The 21004-nt window shown below is 71.2% G+C and carries 22 protein-coding genes and 1 tRNA gene; 6 read left to right on the top strand and 17 right to left on the bottom strand.

The features are described from left to right. Positions 1–68 precede the first annotated feature (68 nt). The 3 genes from glsA to ACFVS8_RS15045 all read left to right on the top strand — a co-directional run bounded on the left by glsA (position 69) and on the right by ACFVS8_RS15045 (position 2429). Entirely contained in the window at positions 69–1340 is a 1272-nt protein-coding gene (gene glsA, locus ACFVS8_RS15055; protein WP_387063828.1) for a glutaminase A, read from the top strand. Between the two features lie 47 nt (positions 1341–1387). Further along, positions 1388–1837, top strand: a complete 450-nt coding sequence (locus ACFVS8_RS15050) for a hypothetical protein (protein WP_387063825.1) — start codon at positions 1388–1390, stop codon at positions 1835–1837. Positions 1838–1946: 109 nt separating this feature from the next. After that, on the top strand, positions 1947–2429 hold the full coding sequence (locus tag ACFVS8_RS15045) for a hypothetical protein (protein ID WP_387063822.1): 483 nt from the start codon (positions 1947–1949) through the stop codon (positions 2427–2429). A gap of 26 nt (positions 2430–2455) precedes the next feature. Here ACFVS8_RS15045 and ACFVS8_RS15040 read toward each other — a convergent pair whose 3' ends face one another. The 4 genes from ACFVS8_RS15040 to ACFVS8_RS15025 form a co-directional block, all read right to left on the bottom strand. Further along, on the bottom strand, positions 2456–3121 hold the full coding sequence (locus ACFVS8_RS15040) for a GntR family transcriptional regulator (RefSeq protein WP_387063820.1): 666 nt from the start codon (positions 3119–3121) through the stop codon (positions 2456–2458). Then, a complete protein-coding gene (locus ACFVS8_RS15035; RefSeq protein WP_387063817.1) occupies positions 3118–3954 on the bottom strand; it encodes a M24B family metallopeptidase in 837 nt (278 codons plus the stop codon). The genes ACFVS8_RS15040 and ACFVS8_RS15035 overlap by 4 nt, the downstream gene beginning before the upstream one ends. Continuing rightward, positions 3933–4589, bottom strand: coding sequence for an aminopeptidase P N-terminal domain-containing protein (locus ACFVS8_RS15030; protein WP_387063815.1), 657 nt, complete (start codon positions 4587–4589; stop codon positions 3933–3935). Before ACFVS8_RS15030 ends, ACFVS8_RS15035 begins: the two co-directional genes overlap by 22 nt. Positions 4590–4683: 94 nt before the next feature. Beyond that, positions 4684–5223 (bottom strand): GNAT family N-acetyltransferase, encoded by a 540-nt coding sequence (locus ACFVS8_RS15025; RefSeq protein ID WP_387063812.1) that lies wholly within the window; start codon positions 5221–5223, stop codon positions 4684–4686. Positions 5224–5403: 180 nt separating this feature from the next. Between ACFVS8_RS15025 and ACFVS8_RS15020 the strand changes: the two genes are divergently transcribed. Beyond that, entirely contained in the window at positions 5404–6300 is an 897-nt protein-coding gene (locus ACFVS8_RS15020; RefSeq protein ID WP_387063809.1) for a helix-turn-helix transcriptional regulator, read from the top strand. Positions 6301–6306: 6 nt separating this feature from the next. Here ACFVS8_RS15020 and ACFVS8_RS15015 read toward each other — a convergent pair whose 3' ends face one another. The 4 genes from ACFVS8_RS15015 to ACFVS8_RS15000 form a co-directional block, all read right to left on the bottom strand. Then, the gene (locus ACFVS8_RS15015) at positions 6307–6711 is read right to left on the bottom strand and encodes a cupin domain-containing protein (RefSeq protein ID WP_387063806.1); all 405 of its coding nucleotides are present in this window, start codon (positions 6709–6711) and stop codon (positions 6307–6309) included. Positions 6712–6781: 70 nt separating this feature from the next. Further along, a complete protein-coding gene (locus tag ACFVS8_RS15010) occupies positions 6782–7768 on the bottom strand; it encodes an aldo/keto reductase (protein WP_387063804.1) in 987 nt (328 codons plus the stop codon). Continuing rightward, complete coding sequence (locus tag ACFVS8_RS15005; protein WP_387063802.1) at positions 7768–9315, bottom strand: MFS transporter; 1548 nt, start codon at positions 9313–9315, stop codon at positions 7768–7770. Before ACFVS8_RS15005 ends, ACFVS8_RS15010 begins: the two co-directional genes overlap by 1 nt. A gap of 8 nt (positions 9316–9323) precedes the next feature. Beyond that, the gene (locus ACFVS8_RS15000) at positions 9324–10370 is read right to left on the bottom strand and encodes a zinc-binding dehydrogenase (protein WP_387063799.1); all 1047 of its coding nucleotides are present in this window, start codon (positions 10368–10370) and stop codon (positions 9324–9326) included. A gap of 125 nt (positions 10371–10495) precedes the next feature. Here ACFVS8_RS15000 and ACFVS8_RS14995 point away from each other — a divergent pair, with 125 nt between their 5' ends. Further along, the gene (locus ACFVS8_RS14995; RefSeq protein WP_387063797.1) at positions 10496–10861 is read left to right on the top strand and encodes a DUF2255 family protein; all 366 of its coding nucleotides are present in this window, start codon (positions 10496–10498) and stop codon (positions 10859–10861) included. Between the two features lie 33 nt (positions 10862–10894). Here the strand turns inward: ACFVS8_RS14995 and ACFVS8_RS14990 are convergent, their stop codons facing one another. From ACFVS8_RS14990 to ACFVS8_RS14975, 4 genes are all read right to left on the bottom strand, one after another. After that, entirely contained in the window at positions 10895–12334 is a 1440-nt protein-coding gene (locus ACFVS8_RS14990; protein WP_387063795.1) for a DUF2252 domain-containing protein, read from the bottom strand. Positions 12335–12606: 272 nt separating this feature from the next. Continuing rightward, positions 12607–13329 carry a YqjF family protein gene (locus tag ACFVS8_RS14985; protein WP_387063793.1) on the bottom strand — a complete coding sequence of 241 codons (723 nt, stop codon included), beginning with the start codon at positions 13327–13329 and terminating at the stop codon, positions 12607–12609. A gap of 101 nt (positions 13330–13430) precedes the next feature. Then, positions 13431–13520: transfer RNA gene (locus ACFVS8_RS14980), tRNA-Ser, on the bottom strand. 67 nt (positions 13521–13587) lie between these two features. Further along, positions 13588–14790, bottom strand: a complete 1203-nt coding sequence (locus tag ACFVS8_RS14975; RefSeq protein WP_387063790.1) for a flavin-containing monooxygenase — start codon at positions 14788–14790, stop codon at positions 13588–13590. A gap of 70 nt (positions 14791–14860) precedes the next feature. On the opposite strand from ACFVS8_RS14975, the gene radA reads away from it, so the two are divergent. After that, on the top strand, positions 14861–16222 hold the full coding sequence (gene radA, locus ACFVS8_RS14970) for a DNA repair protein RadA (RefSeq protein ID WP_387063788.1): 1362 nt from the start codon (positions 14861–14863) through the stop codon (positions 16220–16222). Positions 16223–16225: 3 nt separating this feature from the next. Here the strand turns inward: radA and ACFVS8_RS14965 are convergent, their stop codons facing one another. The 5 genes from ACFVS8_RS14965 to ACFVS8_RS14945 all read right to left on the bottom strand — a co-directional run bounded on the left by ACFVS8_RS14965 (position 16226) and on the right by ACFVS8_RS14945 (position 20948). Next, positions 16226–16645 (bottom strand): dehydrogenase, encoded by a 420-nt coding sequence (locus ACFVS8_RS14965; RefSeq protein ID WP_387063785.1) that lies wholly within the window; start codon positions 16643–16645, stop codon positions 16226–16228. Positions 16646–16761: 116 nt separating this feature from the next. Beyond that, positions 16762–17391 carry a hypothetical protein gene (locus ACFVS8_RS14960; RefSeq protein ID WP_387063783.1) on the bottom strand — a complete coding sequence of 210 codons (630 nt, stop codon included), beginning with the start codon at positions 17389–17391 and terminating at the stop codon, positions 16762–16764. A 76-nt stretch (positions 17392–17467) separates the two neighbouring features. Beyond that, positions 17468–17980: an amino-acid N-acetyltransferase gene (locus ACFVS8_RS14955; protein WP_387063780.1), complete on the bottom strand. Its 513-nt coding sequence runs from the start codon at positions 17978–17980 to the stop codon at positions 17468–17470. Positions 17981–18085: 105 nt separating this feature from the next. After that, on the bottom strand, positions 18086–18295 hold the full coding sequence (locus ACFVS8_RS14950) for a three-helix bundle dimerization domain-containing protein (RefSeq protein WP_387063777.1): 210 nt from the start codon (positions 18293–18295) through the stop codon (positions 18086–18088). Positions 18296–18422: 127 nt separating this feature from the next. Next, positions 18423–20948 (bottom strand): ATP-dependent Clp protease ATP-binding subunit, encoded by a 2526-nt coding sequence (locus ACFVS8_RS14945; RefSeq protein WP_387063774.1) that lies wholly within the window; start codon positions 20946–20948, stop codon positions 18423–18425. Positions 20949–21004: the final 56 nt, after the last annotated feature.

The following is a 21004-nucleotide window of genomic DNA, read 5'->3' as shown; positions in this document are numbered from 1 at the left end:
CACATATCCACCGAGGCGACAACGGGTCGGTCCCGAGCGACGTCCATGCGCACGCCTAGGCTGAGCGCATGAACGCCGACGAGTCGGACTCGAGCACGTCGTCGCCGCTGAGCATCGCCCTCGCGTCGGTGCTCGACCGGGCGCGGCCCAAGACCTCAGGCGCGGTCGCGTCGTACATCCCCGAGCTCGCGCGCGAAGACCCCGAGCAGCTCGGCATCGCCCTCGCCAGCGTGCGCGGCACCGTGCACGAGGCCGGCGACAGCGAGGCCCGGTTCACGATCCAGTCGGTCTCGAAGCCGTTCGTCTTCGCCCTGACCCTCGAACAGCTCGGACTCGCGCACGTGACCAGGCACGTCGGCCTCGAACCCAGCGGCGAGCCGTTCAACGCCATCAGCCTCGACGAGCTCACCGGTCGGCCGCTCAACCCCATGATCAACGCTGGCGCGATCGTCACGAGCTCGCTCGTGCGCGGAGACTCGGCCGACGACAAGTTCGCCGTGATCTCCGCGGGGCTCTCGGCGTTCGCCGGCCGCTCGCTCGACGTCGACGAGGCCGTCTACGGCTCGGAGCAGGCCACCGGCGACCGCAACCGCGCGCTCGCCTACCTGGCCCGGTCCGCAGGCACGCTCGCCTCGACCGCCGAGGTGGCGACCACCGCCTACTTCCGCCAGTGCTCGCTCGTCGTCACGGCCCGCGACCTCGCGATCATGGCCGCGACGCTCGCCAACGGGGGCGTGAACCCCATCACGCGCGAACGCGTCGTCGGCGAGGACGCCGCCCGGTGGACGACCGCGGTCATGACCAGCTGCGGCATGTACGACGCCTCCGGCGAGTGGCTCGTGCGCGTCGGCCTGCCGGCCAAGAGCGGCGTCGGCGGCGGCATCGCCGCGCTCCAGCCCGAGCAGTTCGGCATCGGCACGTTCAGCCCCAGGCTCGACCCGCGTGGCAACAGCGTGCGCGGCATCGCCGTGCTCGAGGAGCTCAGCGAACGCCACGGCCTGCACATGCTCGAGCACCGCGACCCCCCGCTCTCGCCCATCGACGAGATCTCGGTCGGCGGCACGGGCACCGATCGCGATGTCTCGGGCGACGAGGTCGTGGCGATGCTGCGCGGCGACCTGAACTTCGCCGCCGCCGAGGAGGTGCTCGCGCGCCTCATGCCGCTGCTCGAGTCCGAGGCGCGGCTCGTGCTCGACTTCGGCGCCGTCACGCGCGTCGGCGGTCCGGCCGTGCGCCTGCTGCGCTGGGCGGTGGAGTCCTCGGGCTCGACGCCCGACGGCAGGCCGCGCGTCGAGCTGCGCGACCCCGACGGCGTGCTCGACGTCGACCTCGACGACTGACCGCCCGTCGACTGTCGGATGTCGGTGGCTCGCCCGATGATCGCACCGTGAGTGATTTCGACTTCCTCTTCGGCGAATGGACGGTTGCAAATCGTCGCCTGCGACACCTGTTCGTGGGCAGCGACGAGTGGGACGAGTTCCCCGCCACGTCGTGGGCGCGCCCACTGCTCGACGGCGTCGGCAACGTCGACGAGATGCACTGCCCCACGCAGGGCTGGTCCGGCGCGAGCATCCGGTTCCAAGACCAGCAGACCGGCGAGTGGTCGATCTACTGGGCGAACAGCAGCACGGGCCGACTGTTCCCGCCCGTCGTCGGACGATTCACCGACGGGCGCGGCGACTTCTACGGCGACGACACCCACGAAGGCGAGCCCATCAGGGCGCACTTCACCTGGTCTGACATCACCCCGGTATCGGCGAGGTGGCAGCAGGAGTTCTCGCGCGACGGCGGTGAGACCTGGGAGTGCAACTGGATCATGGAGTTCACCCGCGCCTGACCGAGACGCCGTGCCGCGGCATCCGCCCGACCGGCATGACTCGCGCCACGAAGGTAGCGTTGCTCACCTCAGCGAGTGGGCTCCGAACCGGGCTCGAGAAGGAGCATCCATGGGTTCTCAGGTCTGCAGGCTTTCAGCCGTCGGGCTCCTCATTCTCGCGATGGCGGGCTGCACCGCAGGCAGCGGTTCGGCAGAGGGCGGCACTCAGGCCGGCGAAGGCGGGCTCGAGATGGCCGTGTCCCAGACCTGCGAGGTGGGATCCGAGCCGGAGTGCGTGTCGGTGAACGGCGAATACGTACTGCTCGTCGATGCGGACTTCGTGCGCGCCGGCGTCGAGACGGCGGAAGCGGTTTCGGACGGCACCACCGATGCGGTGAGCGTGAAGTTCGACGAAGACGGAGCGGGTGTCTTCCAGACGCTGACGGCTGAGGCAGCCGAATCCGCCGGCACCGCACGCCTGGTGATCAGAGTCGGCGACGAGGTGCTGTCGGCGGTCACCGTGGTCCAGCCGATGCAGGGCGACACCGCCGTGATCGCCCTTCCTCCGGGCGCAGACCCCGACGAGTTGGCCGGTGCGATCCGCGGGTCCTAGCCAGACCGACGGCCGCAGCGGCCGCCCTACTCCCCCTCGGGGTTGCCCGCCCACCAGCCCAGCGTGTGGTGGATGTGGCGGTGCATGAGTTCGCGAGCGGCTGCGGCGTCGCCGTCGGCGAGGTGCCGCAGCAGCTCGAGGTGCTCGGCCGCCGACTCGTCGAGCGCCTTCGTCTCGAGCATGTCCGAGAGCCCGACCAGGCGAGTGCGCGAGCGCAGGTCGGCGACCGTGTCGACGAGCAGGCGGTTGCCCAGCAGGCGCGTGAGCGCGAGGTGGAACTCGAGGTCCGACTCGAGGTACGTGCGCAGGTCGCCCGAACGCGCGCCGTCGACGATGCGCTCGGCGAGCGTCGTCAGCGCGGGCAGCTCGTCGGCCGGAAACCGTCGCGCGAGCTCCTCCATCGCCGGGGGTTCGAGCAGCTGGCGCACCTCGACGATCTCGCGCAGCACCTCGGGGCTCACCGTCGTGACGCGGAACCCCTTGTTGCGCACGGGCTCGACGAAGCCGCGGCTCTCGAGGTCGAGCATCGCCTCGCGCACGGGCGTGGCCGACACGTCGAACCGGGCGGCGAGCGTCGGCACGGTCAGGAGTTCACCCGGGGCGAGCTCGCCCGAGATGATCGCCGCCGACAGCGCCTGCTCGACGCGTGCGCGAAGGCTCAGCTGCTGCTCGACGGGACGGATCTCGGTCACTGCGCCCGCATCCACTGCTCGATGCCGGCCGCGTCGATCGGCAGGGCCGCCGACAGCACCTCGGAGCCGTCGGCCGTGACCAGGACATCGTCTTCGAGGCGAACGCCGATGCCACGAAGCTCGGGCGGCAGGGTCGTGTCGAAGGCGTGGAAGTAGAGGCCGGGCTCGACGGTCAGCACCATGCCGGGCGCCATCGACGCCTGCTGGTACGCCTCGTAGCTCGAGTGCGCGCAGTCGTGCACGTCGAGGCCGAGGTGGTGGCCGACGCCGCACACGAGGTAGCGGCGGTGGTGCTGGCCCTCGGGCGAGAGCGCCTCGTCGACCGAGACGGGCAGCAGCCCCCAGTCGGCGAGGCCGTGCGCGATGACCTCCATCGAGGCGGTGTGGAAGTCGCTCCACTGGCGGCCGGGGCCGACGGCGGCGAGCCCGGCGCGGTGCGAGCGCTCGACCAGGTCGTGCACCTCGCGCTGGGCGGCGCTGAACGTGCCCGATGCCGGGAAGGTGCGAGTGACGTCGGCCGTGTAGAGCGTGCGCGCCTCGACGCCCATGTCGAGCAGCAGCAGCTCGTCGCGCTTGACCGCGCCGTCGCAGCGCACCCAGTGCAGGGTGGGCGCGTGCTCGGCGGAGCCGACGATGGTCGAGTAGCCGGGGCCGTTTCCGAACGTGCGGGCGTGCCGGTCGAACGTGCCCTGCAGCCAGCGCTCGCCGCCCCACTCGATCGCGTTCGGGATCTCGCGGATGACGCTGCGGAACCCCTCGACCGTCGCGTCGACCGCGCGGCGGAGCTCGCCGATCTCCCAGTCGTCCTTGATCATGCGGAGCTCGGCGAGCACGCGCCCGAGTTCCGGCGAGCGACGGATGCCGCGGAGGGTCGCATGCTCGGAGTCGCCGTGCCGAAGCGCAGCACGTCGTCGCCCGACCGCACGAGGTCGGCGAGCCGTTCGAGCGGCTGCACCTCGATCTCGAGCGCGGCGGCCCAGTCGGGAGCACCGGGCGCGGATCCGACCCAGAGCTCGCCGTGCGCCGCGTTCGCGAAGAAGTCGGGGTCGCCGGGGTACGCAGGGGCGGGCACGAACAGGGTGGCGTCGTGGCCCGACCCGGCGGGTGTGAGCACGACGACGGCGTCTTCGGCGTCGCATCCGCTCAGCCAGAAGAAGTCGCTGTCGGGCCGGAAGCCGTAGTACGAGTCGTTCGCTCGCACCGGGGCGCGGCCGGCTTCGACCACGATCGTGCGGCCGGGCAGCGCGGCGCTGAGGCGCGCGCGATGGGCCGCGGATGCCGCGGCGACGCCGGGTTCGACGGGCGGCGTGCGGTCGGGCGCCTCCCATCCGGTGGCCATGTACTCGAGGAACGCGGGCACTTCCCGCAGGCGCGGCAGGCGCGGATCGCGCGTCTCGGGCGTCGGCATGGAGGCGGCCGCGGGCGCTTCGACGGGGTGCACGTGCTCGAGCGTGCCCGGTTCGTTCATCGTGGGGGTTCTCCTTCGGCCGCACCGTGTAATGGGTGACATATTACGCTGACGCGCGCACCCCGGTCGAGGCGCCGGTAGGCGGGCCCGCCGGTCAGTCCTCGAGCAACCGCTCGAACAGCACGTGGTCCTGCCAGCGGCCCGCGATCCGGAGATACCGGTGCGCGAGGCCGAAGCGCTCGAACCCGTTGCGCACGAGCACCGCCTGCGACGCCGCATTGTGCACGAGGGTGCCCGCCTGCACCCGGTGCAGCCCGGCCTCGCGTGCCGCATGCAGGGCCACGCCGACCGCCATCGTCGCCAGGCCCTCGCCCGTGCGCGCGCCGTCGATCCAGTAGCCGAGGTGCGCGTTCTGGAATGCCCCGTGCACCAGGTCGGAGAGGTTGACCCGGCCGATGATCTCGTCGCCGTCGGCCAGCACCAGCGGGATCGCCGTACCGGACTCGACCCGGCGCAGCAGCGTCGCCACCTCGCGCTCGTGCGTCGCGACCGAGAAGAACGACTCGGCGCGCTCGGGCTCCCACGGCGCGAGATGCTCGCGATTGCGCAGGTAGGCCGCGGCGAGCGCCGGCCCGTCGCCCTCGGCCAGCGCGCGAACGACGACTCCCCCGTCGAGCTCGACCGGTTCGACCACGCGTCACCTCCGGCGCCGGACGAACGGATGCCGCGCGGCAGCGACCCACGCTAGCAGCCGTTCCGAGCGGCCGGCCGTCGCGGCATCCGCCGCCGCGCCATCGCCCGCGAGCCGCCTGCCGCCCGAGACCGGTACCCGCAGGGCCTCCCTCGCGCGCCCGTCGCGACGTACCGTGGATGCATGGGAGACGTGCGCGCAGACATCCGGGAGTTCCTGAGCTCCAGGCGCGCCCGCATCACGCCCGACCAGGCCGGGCTCCCGGCCTACGGCGGCAACCGGCGCGTTCCCGGGCTCCGCCGCGAGGAGGTCGCGATGCTCGCGGGCGTCTCGGTCGACTACTACGTGCGCCTCGAGCGCGGCGACCTCGCCGGGGCCTCCGAGAGCGTGCTCGATTCGCTCGCCCGCACGCTGCAGCTCGACGACGCCGAGCGGGAGTACCTCTTCGACCTCGCCAGAGCCGCAGGCCCGGCGCCGCGACGAGCCCCGAAGCCGAAGACGTCGGTGCGACCGGCGGTGCAGCAGGTGCTCGACGCCATCGGCGACGCGCCCGCGTGGGTGCGCAACGGGCGCCACGACATCCTCGCCGCGAACCGGCTGGCGCGCGCGCTGTACTCCCCCGTGTTCGACGACCCCCGGCGACCCGTGAACACCACGCGCTTCGCCTACCTGAACCCCGCGGCGCGCGAGTTCTGGCGCGACTACGACCAGATCACGCACGACGCCGCGGCGATGCTGCGGCTCGAGGCGGGGCGCAACCCGCACGACCCCGAGCTCATCACCCTCGTCGGCGAGCTGTCGACGCAGAGCGAGCTGTTCCGCGAACGGTGGGCGTCGCGCGACGTGAAGTTCCACCGCAGCGGGCTGAAGCGCCTGCACCACCCCGTCGTCGGCGACCTCGACCTGAACTACGAGTCGATGGATCTGCCGAGCGAACCCGGACTCGTGCTGAATGTCTACACCGCGCCCGCCGACTCTGCGTCGGCCGACGCCCTCAAGCTGCTCGCGTCGTGGGCGGCGACGAACGCGGAGGCCCTCGCCGACCCTGCGCCGGCCGCCCCCGCGACGCCCGTCGAGTAGTTCACCTCAACTCGCCGGGTACTCCTCTGCGGTGAGCAGCTCGCCCCACTCGGTCTCGGGCTCGCCGCCGCCCGGTGCCTCCCACAGCGCGAGATGGCACATGAAGTTCGAAGCGGTGGCGCCGTGCCAGTGCCATTCACCGGCCGGCGTGTACACCGTGTCGCCGGGGTGCAGCTCGATGAGCTCCTCGCCGCGGCTCTGCACGTAGCCGAGACCCTCGGTCACGTGCAGGGTCTGGCCGACGGCGTGCCGGTGCCACGCGGTGTGCGCTCCGGGCGTGAAGCGCACGAGGTTCAGTCGCGTGCGCGACGGCTCCTCGCCCGCGTAGTAGGCGTTGAAGTACACGTCGCCCGAGAACCAGGCCTCGGGGCCCTTCACGGTCGGCGTCTTCGGCTGCATCTTCGTGCTCATGATGTTCTTCCTGATCGTTCGGTGATGGATGTCGGTGGCCCGCGATCTGCGGGTGGGAGGCCGAGGCCGCTCAGAGCCCGACGGCCGCCATGCCGGCCTCGTCGTAGCGGTCGCCGGCCACGCCGATGCGGTCGGCGAGCCCGTCGAGGTCGGCGATGTCGTCGGCTGAGAGCGCCACGGCGGTCGATGCCGCGTTCTCGTCGACGCGCTCGCGACGGCGCGTGCCGGGGATCGGCACGATGAACGGATGCTGCGCCAGCAGCCACGCGAGCGCGACCTGCGCGGGGGTGGCTCCACGGGCCTCGGCGAGCGCGCGCACGTGATCGACGAGCGCCTGGTTCGCGAGCAGGTTCTCGCGCTCGAAGCGCGGCACCCGCGCCCGGATCTCGCCCTCGGCGAAGGTCGCGTCGGCCGCGACCGTGCCGGTCAGGAATCCCTTGCCCAGCGGGCTGAACGGCACGAACCCGATGCCGAGCTCCGCACACGTGGGCAGCACGTCGGCCTCGGGGTCGCGGGTCCAGAGGGAGTACTCGCTCTGCACCGCGGTGACTGGCTGCACGGCGTGAGCGCGCCTGATCGTCGAGGCCGCCGCCTCCGACAGCCCGAAGTGGCGCACCTTGCCCTCGGCGATGAGCTCGCCGACCGTCCCGGCGACGTCTTCGATCGGCACCTCCGGGTCGACCCGGTGCTGGTAGAACAGGTCGAGGGCCTCGACGCCGAGACGGCGGAGCGAGGCATCCGCCACCCGACGGATCTGCTCGGGCCGCGAGTCCACGCCGCGCATCTGCCCGTCGCGGAGGTCGAACCCGAACTTCGTGGCGACCACGACCCGGTCGCGGATCGGCGCGATCGCCTCGCCGACGAGCTCCTCGTTGACCCACGGCCCGTAGACCTCTGCGGTATCGATGAACGTCACGCCCTGGTCGACGGCGTATCGCAGCACGCCGATCATGTCGTCGCGGTCGCCGGGGTTCGGCCCGTAGCTCTGCGACATGCCCATGGCGCCGAGTCCGACGGCCGAGACCTCGAGGCCTTGGCCGAGTGTGCGCGTGTGCATCAGCTGCTCCTTCGTTCGGTGCGGTGTTCGGTTCGGGCTTCGGGGCGAGCGGATGTCGCGACGCCCGCTTCGGGCACGGAGGCCGCCCGCGGCATCCGGGGCAGGATCAGTGCCGTGCAGACGACGAGGCAGAGCCCGAGCATCGCACTGCCCCCGGTCAACGCCGCCGAGACCTCGCCCGCGAGGGCCACGACGCCGGTTCCGGTTCCGGATGCCGCGGCCACCGCCACGAGCACCCCGAGGCCGAGCGACATGCCGACCTGGTGGAACGTGTTCACGAGCCCCGATGCGGCACCGGCATCCTGTGCGGTCGCCCCGGCGATGCCGGCGGAGGTGAGCGGTGCGAAGACGAGCCCCTGCCCGGCGCCGATGACGATCATCGGCAGCGCGACGCCGGTGAGGTAGACGGTCTCGGGCGCGAGGCGACTGAGCCAGAGTATGCCGGCCGCCGTGAGCGCGACGCCGACCACGAGCGGCAGGCCCTCGCCGAAGCGGCGCGTGATGCGCGGGATCAACATCGCGACGCCGAAGTTCACCACGGTCATCGGCAGGAACGCGACGCCCGCCTGGATGGGGCTCATGCCGAGCACGCCCTGCAGGAACTGGGTCGTGAAGAAGAAGAAGCCGATCATCGCGCCCATGTAGAGCATGCGGCCGACGTAGGCGCCCGTGCGCACGCGGCTGGCGAAGAGGCGCAGCGGCATGATCGGCTGCGCGACGCGCGCCTCGGTCAGCACGAGCACGACGAGCAGCATCGCGCCGACCACGAGCGAGGCGGCCGTGACCGGTGACCCCCACGATTTCTCGGCCGCGTTGATCACGCCGAAGACGATCGCCCCGATGCCGAGCGTCGCGGTCAGCGCGCCGATCACGTCGAAGCGGCCGCGAGCACGCTCGGTCTCGGGCAGGAACCGCGGCGCGAGCAGGATCATCGCCAGGCCGATGGGCACGTTGATGAAGAACCCGGCGCGCCACGAGATCCACGTCGCGAACGCGCCGCCCACGACGAGTCCGAGACTCGCGCCGATGCCGGCGGTCGCGCCGTAGAGGGCGACCGCGCGGGCGCGCTCGCGACCGGCCGGGAAGCTCGCGGTGATGAGCGACAGCGACGAGGGCGCGACGATCGCCGCGCCGACGCCCTGCAGCGCACGGGCGCCGATGATCCACCAGTCGGTGGTCGCGAGGCCGACCAGCAGCGACGCCGCCGAGAACACCACGAGACCGAAGACGAACACGCGCCGGCGGCCGAGCAGGTCGCCGGCACGCGCGCCGAGCAGCAGCAGGCCGCCGAACACGAGCGTGTAGGCGTCCTGCACCCACGACAACTCGCCGGCGCTCAGCCCGAGATCCGCTTCGAGGCTCGGCAGCGCGGTGAAGATCACCGAGTTGTCGAGCAGGATCATGAAGTAGCTGAGCAGGATGATCACGAGGATCGCGCCCGTCCGGCGGGTCGGCCGTGCGACGGATGCCGCGGCATCCGTCACCCGACGCGAAGCGGATGCCGCGGCATCCGTCGCCCGAACCGACCCCGTCTCGGCCTGCTGCACGCCCGGCATCAGAACGCGACCATGACCTTCAGCGCCTCGCGGGCGTCCATGGCGGCGTACGCTGACGGCACGTCGTCGATCGACACCGTGCGGTCGAACACGCGACCGGGCTCGATCACGCCGTCGAGCACCTGCCGGATCGCGGAATCGAGGTAGGCGCGCACGGGTGCGGGGCCGCCGGTGAGGGTCGCGTTCTTGCCGAACAGCGAGCCGAACCCGATCGGGGCCTCCTCGTACTGCGGCACGCCCACGCGCGAGATCACGCCGCCGGGGCGCACGATGCCGACCGCCTGCTCGTACGCCGGCATGTGGCCGACGGCCTCGAGCACGACGTGGCTGCCCTCGCCTCCGGTGAGCTCCATGACCTTCGCGATGCCCTCGGCGCCGCGCTCGGCGACGACGTCGGTCGCGCCCCACTCGACGCCCAGATCGGTGCGCACGGCATGGCGGCCCATGAGGATGATGCGCTCGGCGCCCAGCAGCTTCGAGGCGAGCACGGCCGAGAGGCCGACCGCGCCGTCGCCGATCACGGTGACCGTCTTGCCCGGTTCCACCCGGCCCATGTGCGCCGCGTGGTATCCGGTCAGGTAGACGTCCGAGAGCGCGAGCAGCGAGGCGAGCAGCGACTCGTCGGCGGTCGCGGGGTCGACGCCCGGCACGACGACGAGGCTGCCGTCGGCCTGCGGGATGCGCGCGAGCTCGGCCTGCAGTCCGCCGTTCGCACCGCCGTACCATCCGCCGTGCACGCACGAGGTCTGGAAGCCCTCGCGGCAGAAGACGCACGTGTTGTCCTGGAACGCGAACGGCGCGATCACGAAGTCGCCGGGCTTCACCGTCGTGACGGCCGAGCCGACGCGTTCGACGACGGCGATGAGTTCGTGGCCCATGGCGGTGCCGTGCTCGCCGTGGGGCATGGAGTGGTAGGGGTGCAGGTCGCTGCCGCACACGCAGGCGCGCACGGCGCGCACGATCGCATCGGTGTCGTGGAGGAGCTCCGGGTCCGGAACGGTCTCGACGCGGACATCGCCGGCGCCGTACATGAGTGTTGCCTTCATGCTCTCCATCGAACGCTCGCCTGCGGGCGCACGGGAGTCCCTGCCGTGACCGGTACTCGCAGGCCCTGTCTCACGAACCGGTCCGCGACGATCATTGAACTGTACGGATGTCGGGAGGAACCCTCATGAGCACGTGGACCGCCGAAGAACTCACCGCCCTCGACCGCGCCTCGGAGATCCGCGTCGCCGGCCGCCGCGACGACGGGACCCTCCGCACGCCCGTCATCATCTGGCACGCCGTCGTCGACGGCGCCCTCTACGCCCGCTCGGTGCGCGGCCCGTCCGGCGGCTGGTACCGCGGGGTGACGCGCAATGCCGAGGGCACGGTGAGCTGGGGCGGGCAGACGCGCGAGGTCGCCTACACGCACGACGACTCGCACGACGCCGCCCTCGACGACGCGTACTTCGCGAAGTACGGCCGCGGCGCGTCGACGCAGTCGCTCATGACGCCCGAGGCCCGGGCGACCACGCTGCGCATCGACCCGAGGTAGGGAGCACCTCACGCCGACGGGCGGCGCGGCCTCTCAGGACTGCGCCGCCTCGATCCGCCCCTCGGCGATCGCAGCCATGAAGGCGCGGTAGTCGAGCTCGTTCTGGTCTGCGTACGCCTCGGCGAACGCGGAGATCGACTCGTCGAACACCTGCGACGTGCCGAGGTAGGCCGCGAGCTGCACACGGTCTCCGCTGCGTCCGTGCGCCCGCGCGAGCGTCTCGCCGCAGACCCGCGAGTACAGCGCCGCCCCGCGCGGCACCATGATCTCGGGGTCGAGCGACCCCTTCCAGTCCTTGAGCTGACGCACGTAGAAGTCGCGCTGCCTGCCGCTGCTGTCGGGGAACCCGCGCTGCCACCCGAGGAAGATGTCGCTCGTCGCCTGCATCACCCGCTGTCCGCGCACGACCCGCTCTCCGTGCTGCTCGTACTCGCTCGGGCCGACGAAGCGTTCGAGCACCGACGCCTGGGCCTCCTTGGCCTGCAGGAAGATCGGGTCCGCGTCGTCACGGCCTCGCAGCAGCACGACCCAGGTGCGGGTGCCGACGCTGCCGACCCCGGGCACCGTTCGCGCCATGTGCACGTACGAGTACTCGGCGATCGGATGCCGCTCGGTGGTCAGCGTGCTCTGGTATGCACCCAACGCCTCCTGCATCCTCGCCTCGGTGTCCTCGTGATCGATCGTGAGGATGTCCTCGACCGGCACGATGAGCGGCGGGTCCGCGGCGATGCGCATCCGACCGCCCTCGGTCGTGACGAGCTTCGAGAAGACCTTCCTGCGGTCCTGGGTGAGGGCCTTGGCCACGGCCGACTCGAACCGTTTCACCTGCTTCTTGCCGACGCGGTCCTCCTCGAACTCGCGGCGCAGGAGCTCCTGCACATGCTCGACGGGCACCGTGTCGTACCAGGCGTCGAGCACCGAGGCATCCGCGGATCTCAGGATCTGCTCGCGGTACCCGCGCACCGCCGCGAGACGTGCGGTGCGGCGGTCCTCGTCGTCGAAGCCGCGATGCCGGCACGCGATCTCGATGCTCGCGACGAGCCGCTTCACGTCCCATTCGAACGGGCCGGGCAACGTCTCGTCGAAGTCGTTGATGTCGAACACGAGCCGTCGCTCCGCCGAGCCGAACACGCCGAAGTTCGACAGGTGCGCGTCGCCGCAGAGCTGCACCACGATGCCGCTGTCGGTCGCGGCATCGAGGTCGGCCGCCATGATGACCGCGGCGCCGCGGTAGAACGTGAACGGCGAGACGCTCATGCGTGCGTGCCGCAGCGGGATCAGCAGCGGGTCGCGCGTCAGCGCCTGTTCTTCGAGCAGCGCGACCGGGTCGGGCCGAGTCGCAGTCGGAGCCCAGACGGCGTGGCTTCGACGAGGGGTCTTCGCACGTGCCGCGCGCCCGGACTCGCGACGGGCCTCGAAGTCCTCGGACTTGGGCTCGAGCCTTGCGGGGGGCCGCACCTGGTCATCGCTCATCGTTCCACCACCTCGCGCGTCCGATCGAACCAGCACGTCTCCACGTCGCCCGTGGGGCGGCGGACCGGGTGGGCGAACGACGTCGACCGGAACACCGACACCCCCAGCGTCCGAACGCGCCCGGTGGCGAGCGCGCTCCCTGATCGGAGCGTACCGCGGGGGGCCGTCGAGCAGAAGATGCGATGCGAGGTTCTCGATGGCGGTGAGAGGCTGCGACCAGGGCCTGCCCGATGCCCGGCAGACCGAGTCCGAGGGGATGCCGGAGACAGCCGTCATTCCCCGACACCCTGGCCGAACCGCGCCGACACCCCGTCGCTGAACAGCACCGACTCCGGGACCGCGTCAGCGACGCCGTCGAGCCCGGCGGCCGTGACGAGCTCGTCGTCGAGCGTCAGGAGCGTCGCCGGATGGAGCACCCACGGCTCATGCACGTTCGGATGCCACCTCGTGCGCCCGACCCGGCTGGTGAACATCGACCACCGGGCGGTCAGGAACACCGACTGCGGATCATCCACGACGCGGGTGCGGTCGACCTGTGCCGACATCGACGAGCGTGACCCGCTGCCGTGCCTGCGCGACCGATAGGAGACGACGTCGTCGACGATCCCTCCGGAAGTCGCCGCCCACTGGTACGGCAGCGCGAAGCCCGCCCGGGCTGCGACCACGGCGGCCGAGCTCGCAGCCTCGAGCGACCGGAAGACGACGCCTCGCCGGCCATGCTCGTCGACCGCGTAGAGGCGCACGTTGACCTCGACGAAATCGCTGATGAGCGGAACCGGCCCGACCGGGCCCAACCGCGCGTCTTCCAGCCGGAACGCGATGAGACCGACCCAAGTGCCGCCGTCGTACACGTCGGGCTCGGTGCCTCGAGGCAGGAGCGGCACGACGCGCTCGGGCGCCAGACGCCAGTGCACGAACAGCACGTCGCTCCAGCGCTGGCTCGCGATGACGCGATCGATGCGGTGCGGCGGAGCGGAGCTGATCGGCTCGATCACGATACCGAGCCTAGGTCTGCGATGCGGGCCCTGTCGACGGACTCCGTTCTCGACCGAACGGGAGAACCCCCGACCTCCTGCGAGGAGATCGGGGGTTCTGATGGCGGTACCGGTGGGATTTGAACCCACGGTGCGCTTTCACGCACACAACTTTTCGAGAGTTGCACCTTCGGCCGCTCGGACACGGTACCGAGGTCAATAGTAGGCGACACTGCCGAATCGACCAAAACGAGCGACCGGGCACCGGATCGGGCGCGATCAGGCGAGCTGTTCGGCGACGATCGCGGCGTCCTCGCCGACCCCCATGAGCAGCGGCGACTTGCGATGGCGCAGCCACGGCACCCCGACGAACCAGAGCCCGTCGACCGCACGGCTGGCACCGGCATCCGTCACCGGGAAGCCCATGTCGTCGAACACCCCCGGCACCTCGACCCAGTCGTACGCCGGGCGGTAGCCGCACGCGACGACCACGGCTCCGAGGTCGCGCAGGCTGGGCACCTCGGCAGCGGCGACGGGGTCGTCGAGCGGCTCGGGCGGGTCGGGGTCGGGCAGGCCCCGAGCCGCGGCGGCCTTGCGGGCGAGCCCGCACACCATGCGGAACCCAGCATCGCCGGCGGCCAGCGACTCGTCGAGGTCATCGGCGACCACCAGGCTGCCGTCGTCGACGCCGACGACCCGCCCGACGAGGCCGACGCCGCGGGCCGCGAGCGTGCGCAGGCTGAGGTCGTGCCCTCCGCCGGCGCCGGTGGCGAGCGGATTCGCGGCCAGTCGCACCGCGGGCGACGGCTGGTCGGCGAGCAGCTGCTCGAAGAATCCGGCGTCCTCGAGCCAGTCGAACCCGTCGCGGTCGGCGATGCGGCGCGGCATCGAGGGCGCGCGTCCGGGCGCGAGCGTCACCTGTCGCCCGGCGGCGTGCAGCTCCTCGGCGATCTGGCAGGCGCTCTGGCCGCCGCCGATCACGAGCACGGGCCCGTCGGGCAGCGCCCCGGGCGACCGGTAGTCGGCCGACATGACGACGGGCACCTCCCGCGCCAGGCCGTCGACGAACCCCGGCCGGTGCGGCCGTTGGTACGCCCCCGTGCAGCCGACGACGCGACGGGCCCGGATGTCACCCATCGCCGACCTGGCGACGAACCCCGCCTCATCGGGCTCGAGCCGGTCGACCCCGTGCCGCTCGGCCACCGGCGCCCGGAACGACGACGCGTACGCGGTGAGGTGGTCGACGATCCCGTCGCGCGGAAGGTACCCGCACGGGTCGTCGCCCGAGTAGGCACCGCCGGGCATCCGGATGCCGTGGTTCGGCGTCACGAGCCGGAACGAGTCCCACCGGCCGGCCCAGGTCGACCCGACGCGATCGCGCTCGAGCACGACGTGCTCGACCCCGCGTTCCGACAGCTCGTGGCTGACCGCGAGTCCGGCCTGACCGGCTCCGACGACGAGCACGTCCACGTCTGCGGACATGCGCACAGGCTAGCCCTCAGCCGCACCCGCCGCACCCGCGGATGTCGGCGGCAGCCCGTACCCTCGCAGCATGGCCAAGCCCGCGTCCGCGTACCGCTGCACCGAATGCGGTTGGAGCACCGTCAAGTGGGTCGGCCGGTGCGCCGAGTGCCAGCAGTGGGGCACCGTCGTCGAGGCCGGCGGGCAGACCGGCATCACGCGCGCGCTGAAGCCCGTGGCCATCGGCGCCTCCCAGGTCGCGCGGTCGATCACCGAGGTCACGACCGAAGAGCGGGGCCACTGGGCGAGCGGCGTCGGCGAGTTCGACCGCGTGCTCGGCGGCGGCATCGTGCCCGGCGCGGCCATCCTGCTGAGCGGCGAGCCCGGCGTGGGCAAGTCCACGCTGCTGCTCGATGTCGCGGCGCGCGTCGCGGCGTCGGGTCGCCGCGTGCTCTACGTGAGCGCCGAAGAGTCGGTCGCCCAGGTGCGCCTGCGAGCCGGCCGCACGGGCGCCCTGCAGCCCGAGCTGTTCCTCGCCGCCGAGACCGATCTCGCGACCGTCATCGGGCAGGTCGACGCCGTGCAGCCCGAACTGCTCATCGTCGACTCAGTGCAGACGGTCTCGAGCTCGATGAACGACGGCATCGCCGGTCAGCCCGGCCAAGTGCGCGAGGTCGCGTCGACGCTCATCCGCCTCGCGAAGGAGCGCGAACTGCCCGTGCTGCTCGTGGGTCACGTCACGAAAGACGGCACCATCGCGGGCCCCCGACTGCTCGAGCACCTCGTCGACGTCGTGTGCCAGTTCGAGGGCGACCGGCAGACCGCGCTGCGCTTCGTGCGAGCGCTCAAGAACCGTTTCGGGCCCACCGACGAGGTCGGCTGCTTCGAGATGACCGGCGACGGCATCGCCGAGGTGCCCGACCCGAGCGGGCTCTTCCTGAGCCGGGGCGCCGCCGTGAGCGGCACCTGCGTCACGGTCGCGCTCGAGGGCCGCCGCGCGCTGCCCGTCGAAGTGCAGGCGCTCGTCGTGGCGACCAAGGCTCCCCAGCCGCGCCGAGTGGTCAACGGCGTCGATCCCTCGCGCGTCGCGATGATCCTCGCCGTGCTCGAACGGCGAGCCGGGCTCCGCCAGATCGGCGAGCACGACGTCTACGTCTCCACGGTCGGCGGCGTTCGACTCGTCGAACCCGGCGCCGACCTGGCGATCGCCATCGCCATCGCGTCGGCCATGCGCGACCGCGCCGTGCCGCACGATCTCGCCGCGTTCGGAGAGATCAGCCTCGCCGGCGAAGTGCGTCCAGTGAGCTCGGCCAAGCAGCGCGGCAGCGAGGCTCGCAGGCTCGGCTACTCGACGATCCTCGATGTCGAGGCCGGCAGCGTGCAGGCGGCCGTCGGGCGAGCCCTCGCGGCCGCGACCTCAGAACGCGAACGCGAGCTCGACGCCGCGTTCTGACGCTCAGGCCTCGAGGGCCTTCAGAAGCTCGGCCGGCGGAGCCTGCATCGGGTGCGGGCCGGCGATGTCGAGGAAGACCGTCGTGATCGTCGACTCGTGCCGCTTGAGGAAGGTGCGCAGCCACGCCGGGCTCTGCAGGCCGACGGCCGGCGGAAGGTTCGCCGGCTTGTGCTCGGCGTCGCTGAACAGCAGCAGGGCGACCTCGCCGGTGTTCGGATCGCGATACGTCCACACCTCGCCGCCGTCGAGCGGCTTGTCGCGCGGCCCCGGCTTGATGAGGGGCACCACGGTGTTGCCGTGCCGGAGCGCGAGCGCGACAGCCGCGATGTCCTGCTTCTCGAGCGCCGCCGCGAGCGCCTCGGAGCGGAACACCAGCGGCTCCCCGCCCTTGCCAGACCTGCCCGACTTCTTGCGCTGCGCCATCCCTCCAGCCTACCGAGCCCCGGCCGCGCGGGTGCACCGTGAGGAGGCCCGCGTGACCGGCCGCCGAGGTGGGCCCGGATCTGCCCCGGCGGATGCCGCTGCATCCGCCCGAAGGCTCAGAACAGCTGGAACTGCTTGGTCAGGTCGGCGCTCTCGAATCCGTCGACCGACACCGAGAGATGGTACGACGCACCGCCCGCGGGCACCGTCTCACGCGCACCGTCGCACGTGTCGGGTGCGGAGCGCGTGCGGTCCCAGACGATCGGGGCGGCCGAGCTCACCGGGGTGCCGGGGGTCAGCGACACCTCGGCGTCGACCGGCTCGGTCTGGCAGTCGGTCGAGACCCAGTACTGCTCGTCGCCGCTCGTGATCGTGAAGACCTGCGCCGCGGTTCCGGCGTTCAGCACGCAGATGTTCCGGCCCGTGTTCGTGATGGTGACGGTGAGCTGCGGCTGCTCGCCCGCCTCGTAGACGCTCTTGTCGGTGACGGGCTCGACGATGATCTGCTCCGGCGAGCACGGGTCGCCGTCGGCCGCGACGGCCTCGGTCGGGATGGTCGTCGTGGGCGGCGATGCGGGCGCCGAGGTCGCCGGCGTCTGGTCGGTGTCGCCCTGGGCGCCGCCGGGGCGCACGATGATGAGCACGACGGCCACGATCACGGCGACCAGCCCGAGGAGCACGACCAGCCGTCGCCGACGGTACACCTGCGGCGAGTGCCGTCGTGCCGGTGTCTGGTTCGTCGACATGCTCACAGGGTACGGCCGGGCGACGGATGCCGGTGGCGCGCGCCCGGCGTGCCGAAATGCCCGATCAACGCGCCGATCAGAGCATCTTGAGCATGCGCGTGTTGCCGAGGGTGTTCTGCTTCACACGAGCGAGGTCGAGGAATTCGGCGACGCCGTCGTCGTGCGAGCGCACGAGTTCGGCGTAGACCTCGGGGGCGACGGTCTCGGCGCCCATGTCCTCGAAGCCGTGGCGTGCGAAGAAGTCGACCTCGAAGGTGAGGCAGAACAGCCGGCTGAGGCCGAGTTCGCGGGCGTCGTGCACGAGCCGGTCGACGATCGCGTGCCCGACGCCGTGGCCGAGCCAGGCGTCGGCGACGACGAGCGTGCGCACCTCGCCCAGGTCTTCCCACATGGCGTGCAGGGCGCCTGCGCCGATGATCTCGCCGGTCTCGACGAGTTCGGCGACCCGGAACTCCTGGATCGCGCCGTAGAGGTCGACGCGCTCCTTGCCGAGCAGGATGCGTCGGGCGACGAGCGGCTCCACGAGCGCGAGGATGTGCGGCACGTCGCTGGTGCGTGCGGCGCGCACGCTGACCGGGTTGTTCACCATGCAACCCTATCGACCCGCGGCGAGACGGCAGTCGCCGACGCCAGGCGTCAGGCGCCGCGGTGGGGCCACCGGTGCCGACGACCGGTGGCCGGCTCGAAGGCGTGGTCAGGCGTTCGCGGCCTGCTTCACGCGCTTCTTCGCACTCTTCTCGACGAGCACGGGAACGAAGTCGCGCACGGGCTTGCCGTCGAGGCTCGAGTACTCGTCGGCGACGATGCGGGCGATCTCATCGCGGTCGACCGACGGGTACTTCTCTGCGAGACGGTCGATGACCTCGGTGACGGCGTGCTGCTCGGACGCCTTCTTCTGCTCCATGTGTGGAGCCTATGCCAAACCATGGATCGCGAGCCTGAACATCTCGTGCGCAGACGACGAAGGGCCGGACCCGGAGGTCCGACCCTTCGTCGTGCGGTCGCGGACGGCTGCCGCGCCCGGTGAAGCGCTAGTCCGAGGTCACCGCCAGATCGGGCGTGGCGGGACCGGTGCCGATCGCCGCACCCGTGTTGACGCCGACGCCGACGGGGAGTGCCCGCTGGGTGGTCGTGAACACGAACTGGCCGTCCTGGAAGTCGACGTGCACGTGGTCGCCCGCGTTGAGCTCGCCGTGCAGGATCTTCTCCGACAGGGTGTCCTCCACCTCGCGCTGCACGGCGCGACGCAGCGGTCGCGCACCGAGGGCGGGGTCGTAGCCGAGCTCGATGAGACGCTCCTTGGCGGGGGTCGTCAGCTCGATCGTCATGTCGCGGTCGAGCATGCGCTCGCTGAGACGCTTGACGAAGAGGTCGACGATCTGCAGCAGCTCGGGCTTGCTGAGCTGCGGGAACACGATGATCTCGTCGACGCGGTTCAGGAACTCGGGCTTGAAGTGCTTCTTCAGCTCCTCTTTCACCTTGCCGCGCATGAGGTCGTATCCGGTGCGAGTGTCGCCCTCGAGCGCGAACCCGACGGGGCCGCTCGAGATGTCCTTCGTGCCGAGGTTCGTCGTCATGATGATGACGGTGTTCTTGAAGTCGACCACGCGACCCTGACCGTCGGTCAGGCGCCCCTCTTCGAGGATCTGCAGGAGCGAGTTGAAGATGTCGGGGTGCGCCTTCTCGATCTCGTCGAAGAGCACGACGCTGAAGGGCTTGCGGCGCACCTTCTCGGTGAGCTGGCCGCCCTCTTCGAATCCGACGAATCCGGGAGGGGCGCCGAACAGGCGCGAGACGGTGTGCTTCTCGCCGTACTCCGACATGTCGAGCGAGATCATGGCGGCCTCGTCGTCGAAGAGGAACTCCGCGAGCGCCTTCGCGAGCTCGGTCTTGCCGACACCCGTGGGCCCGGCGAAGATGAACGAGCCCGACGGGCGGTGCGGGTCCTTCAGGCCGGCGCGGGTGCGGCGGATCGTCTTCGACAGGGCGGAGATCGCCTCTTCCTGGCCGATGACGCGCTCGTGCAGCGCCTTCTCCATGAAGACGAGTCGCGAGGACTCCTCTTCGGTGAGCTTGAACACGGGGATGCCGGTGGCCTGCGCCAGCACCTCGGCGATGAGGCCCTCGTCGACGACCGCGGTGGTCTTGACGTCGCCGGCCTTCCACTGCTTCTCGAGGCGCAGACGCTCGCCGAGGAGGTTCTTCTCCTCGTCGCGGAGCGAGGCGGCCTTCTCGAAGTCCTGCTCCTCGATCGCCGTCTCCTTCGCGGCGCGCACGACGGCGATCTTCTCGTCGAACTCGCGCAGCTCGGGCGGGCTCGAGAGGATCGACAGACGCAGGCGTGCGCCGGCCTCGTCGATCAGGTCGATCGCCTTGTCGGGCAGGAACCGGTCGCTGATGTAGCGGTCGGCCAGGTTCGCCGCGGCGACGATCGCGCCGTCGGTGATCGAGACCTTGTGGTGCGCCTCATAGCGGTCGCGCAGCCCCTTGAGGATGTTGATCGCGTGAGGCAGCGACGGCTCCTGCACCTGGATCGGCTGGAAGCGGCGCTCGAGCGCGGCGTCCTTCTCGAAGTGCTTGCGGTACTCGTCGAGCGTGGTCGCACCGATGGTCTGGAGCTCGCCACGGGCCAGGAGCGGCTTCAGGATCGAGGCCGCGTCGATCGCGCCCTCGGCGGCACCGGCGCCCACGAGGGTGTGGATCTCGTCGATGAAGACGATGATGTCGCCGCGCGTGCGGATCTCCTTGGTGACCTTCTTCAGGCGCTCCTCGAAGTCACCGCGGTAGCGGGAGCCCGCGATGAGCGAACCGAGGTCGAGCGAGTACAGCTGCTTGTCCTTCAGCGTCTCGGGCACCTCGCCCTTGACGATCGCCTGCGCGAGGCCCTCGACGACGGCGGTCTTGCCGACGCCGGGCTCGCCGATGAGGACGGGGTTGTTCTTGGAGCGGCGCGAGAGGATCTGCATGACCCGCTCGATCTCCTTCTCGCGGCCGATCACGGGGTCGAGCTTCGACTCGCGCGCGGCCTGCGTGAGGTTGCGGCCGAACTGGTCGAGGATCTGCGAGCCGCCCTGCGGCTGCTGCTGGTCGTTCGCGCCGACCTGCACCTGCTCCTTGCCCTGGTAGCCCGAGAGCAGCTGGATGACCTGCTGGCGCACGCGGTTGAGGTCGGCGCCCAGCTTCACGAGCACCTGGGCGGCGACGCCCTCGCCCTCGCGGATCAGGCCGAGGAGGATGTGCTCGGTGCCGATGTAGTTGTGGCCCAGCTGCAGCGCCTCGCGGAGCGAGAGCTCCAGCACCTTCTTGGCGCGCGGCGTGAACGGGATGTGGCCCGTCGGCTGCTGCTGGCCCTGGCCGATGATGTCCTGCACCTGCTCGCGCACCGCGTCGAGCGAGATGCCGAGCGATTCGAGCGCCTTGGCGGCGACGCCTTCACCCTCGTGGATGAGCCCGAGCAGGATGTGCTCGGTGCCGATGTAGTTGTGGTTGAGCATCTTGGCCTCTTCTTGGGCCAGGACGACGACACGACGGGCTCGGTCGGTGAATCTCTCGAACATGCTCTACTCCTCACGACCCCCTCTGGGCAGGGGGCGCCGATACATCGAGCGTAACC

The organism is Agromyces sp. NPDC058110 (assembly GCF_042884735.1).
GTDB lineage: Bacteria > Actinomycetota > Actinomycetes > Actinomycetales > Microbacteriaceae > Agromyces.
Note: the sequence above shows the minus strand (reverse complement) of the source record. Positions and strands in the feature narration are given on the sequence as shown.

Coding starts and splice junctions, on each gene's coding strand:
- ACFVS8_RS14965 (WP_387063785.1), bottom strand. CDS start 16,645: ATGGCGCAGCGCAAGAAGTCGGGCAGGTCTGGCAAGGGCGGGGAGCCG.
- ACFVS8_RS15000 (WP_387063799.1), bottom strand. CDS start 10,370: ATGAAGGCAACACTCATGTACGGCGCCGGCGATGTCCGCGTCGAGACC.
- ACFVS8_RS15045 (WP_387063822.1), top strand. CDS start 1,947: ATGGGTTCTCAGGTCTGCAGGCTTTCAGCCGTCGGGCTCCTCATTCTC.
- ACFVS8_RS14945 (WP_387063774.1), bottom strand. CDS start 20,948: ATGTTCGAGAGATTCACCGACCGAGCCCGTCGTGTCGTCGTCCTGGCC.
- ACFVS8_RS14975 (WP_387063790.1), bottom strand. CDS start 14,790: ATGTCCGCAGACGTGGACGTGCTCGTCGTCGGAGCCGGTCAGGCCGGA.
- ACFVS8_RS14990 (WP_387063795.1), bottom strand. CDS start 12,334: ATGAGCGATGACCAGGTGCGGCCCCCCGCAAGGCTCGAGCCCAAGTCC.
- ACFVS8_RS15030 (WP_387063815.1), bottom strand. CDS start 4,589: ATGAACGAACCGGGCACGCTCGAGCACGTGCACCCCGTCGAAGCGCCC.
- glsA (WP_387063828.1), top strand. CDS start 69: ATGAACGCCGACGAGTCGGACTCGAGCACGTCGTCGCCGCTGAGCATC.
- radA (WP_387063788.1), top strand. CDS start 14,861: ATGGCCAAGCCCGCGTCCGCGTACCGCTGCACCGAATGCGGTTGGAGC.
- ACFVS8_RS14955 (WP_387063780.1), bottom strand. CDS start 17,980: ATGGTGAACAACCCGGTCAGCGTGCGCGCCGCACGCACCAGCGACGTG.
- ACFVS8_RS15020 (WP_387063809.1), top strand. CDS start 5,404: ATGGGAGACGTGCGCGCAGACATCCGGGAGTTCCTGAGCTCCAGGCGC.
- ACFVS8_RS15010 (WP_387063804.1), bottom strand. CDS start 7,768: ATGCACACGCGCACACTCGGCCAAGGCCTCGAGGTCTCGGCCGTCGGA.
- ACFVS8_RS14960 (WP_387063783.1), bottom strand. CDS start 17,391: ATGTCGACGAACCAGACACCGGCACGACGGCACTCGCCGCAGGTGTAC.
- ACFVS8_RS14995 (WP_387063797.1), top strand. CDS start 10,496: ATGAGCACGTGGACCGCCGAAGAACTCACCGCCCTCGACCGCGCCTCG.
- ACFVS8_RS14950 (WP_387063777.1), bottom strand. CDS start 18,295: ATGGAGCAGAAGAAGGCGTCCGAGCAGCACGCCGTCACCGAGGTCATC.
- ACFVS8_RS15015 (WP_387063806.1), bottom strand. CDS start 6,711: ATGAGCACGAAGATGCAGCCGAAGACGCCGACCGTGAAGGGCCCCGAG.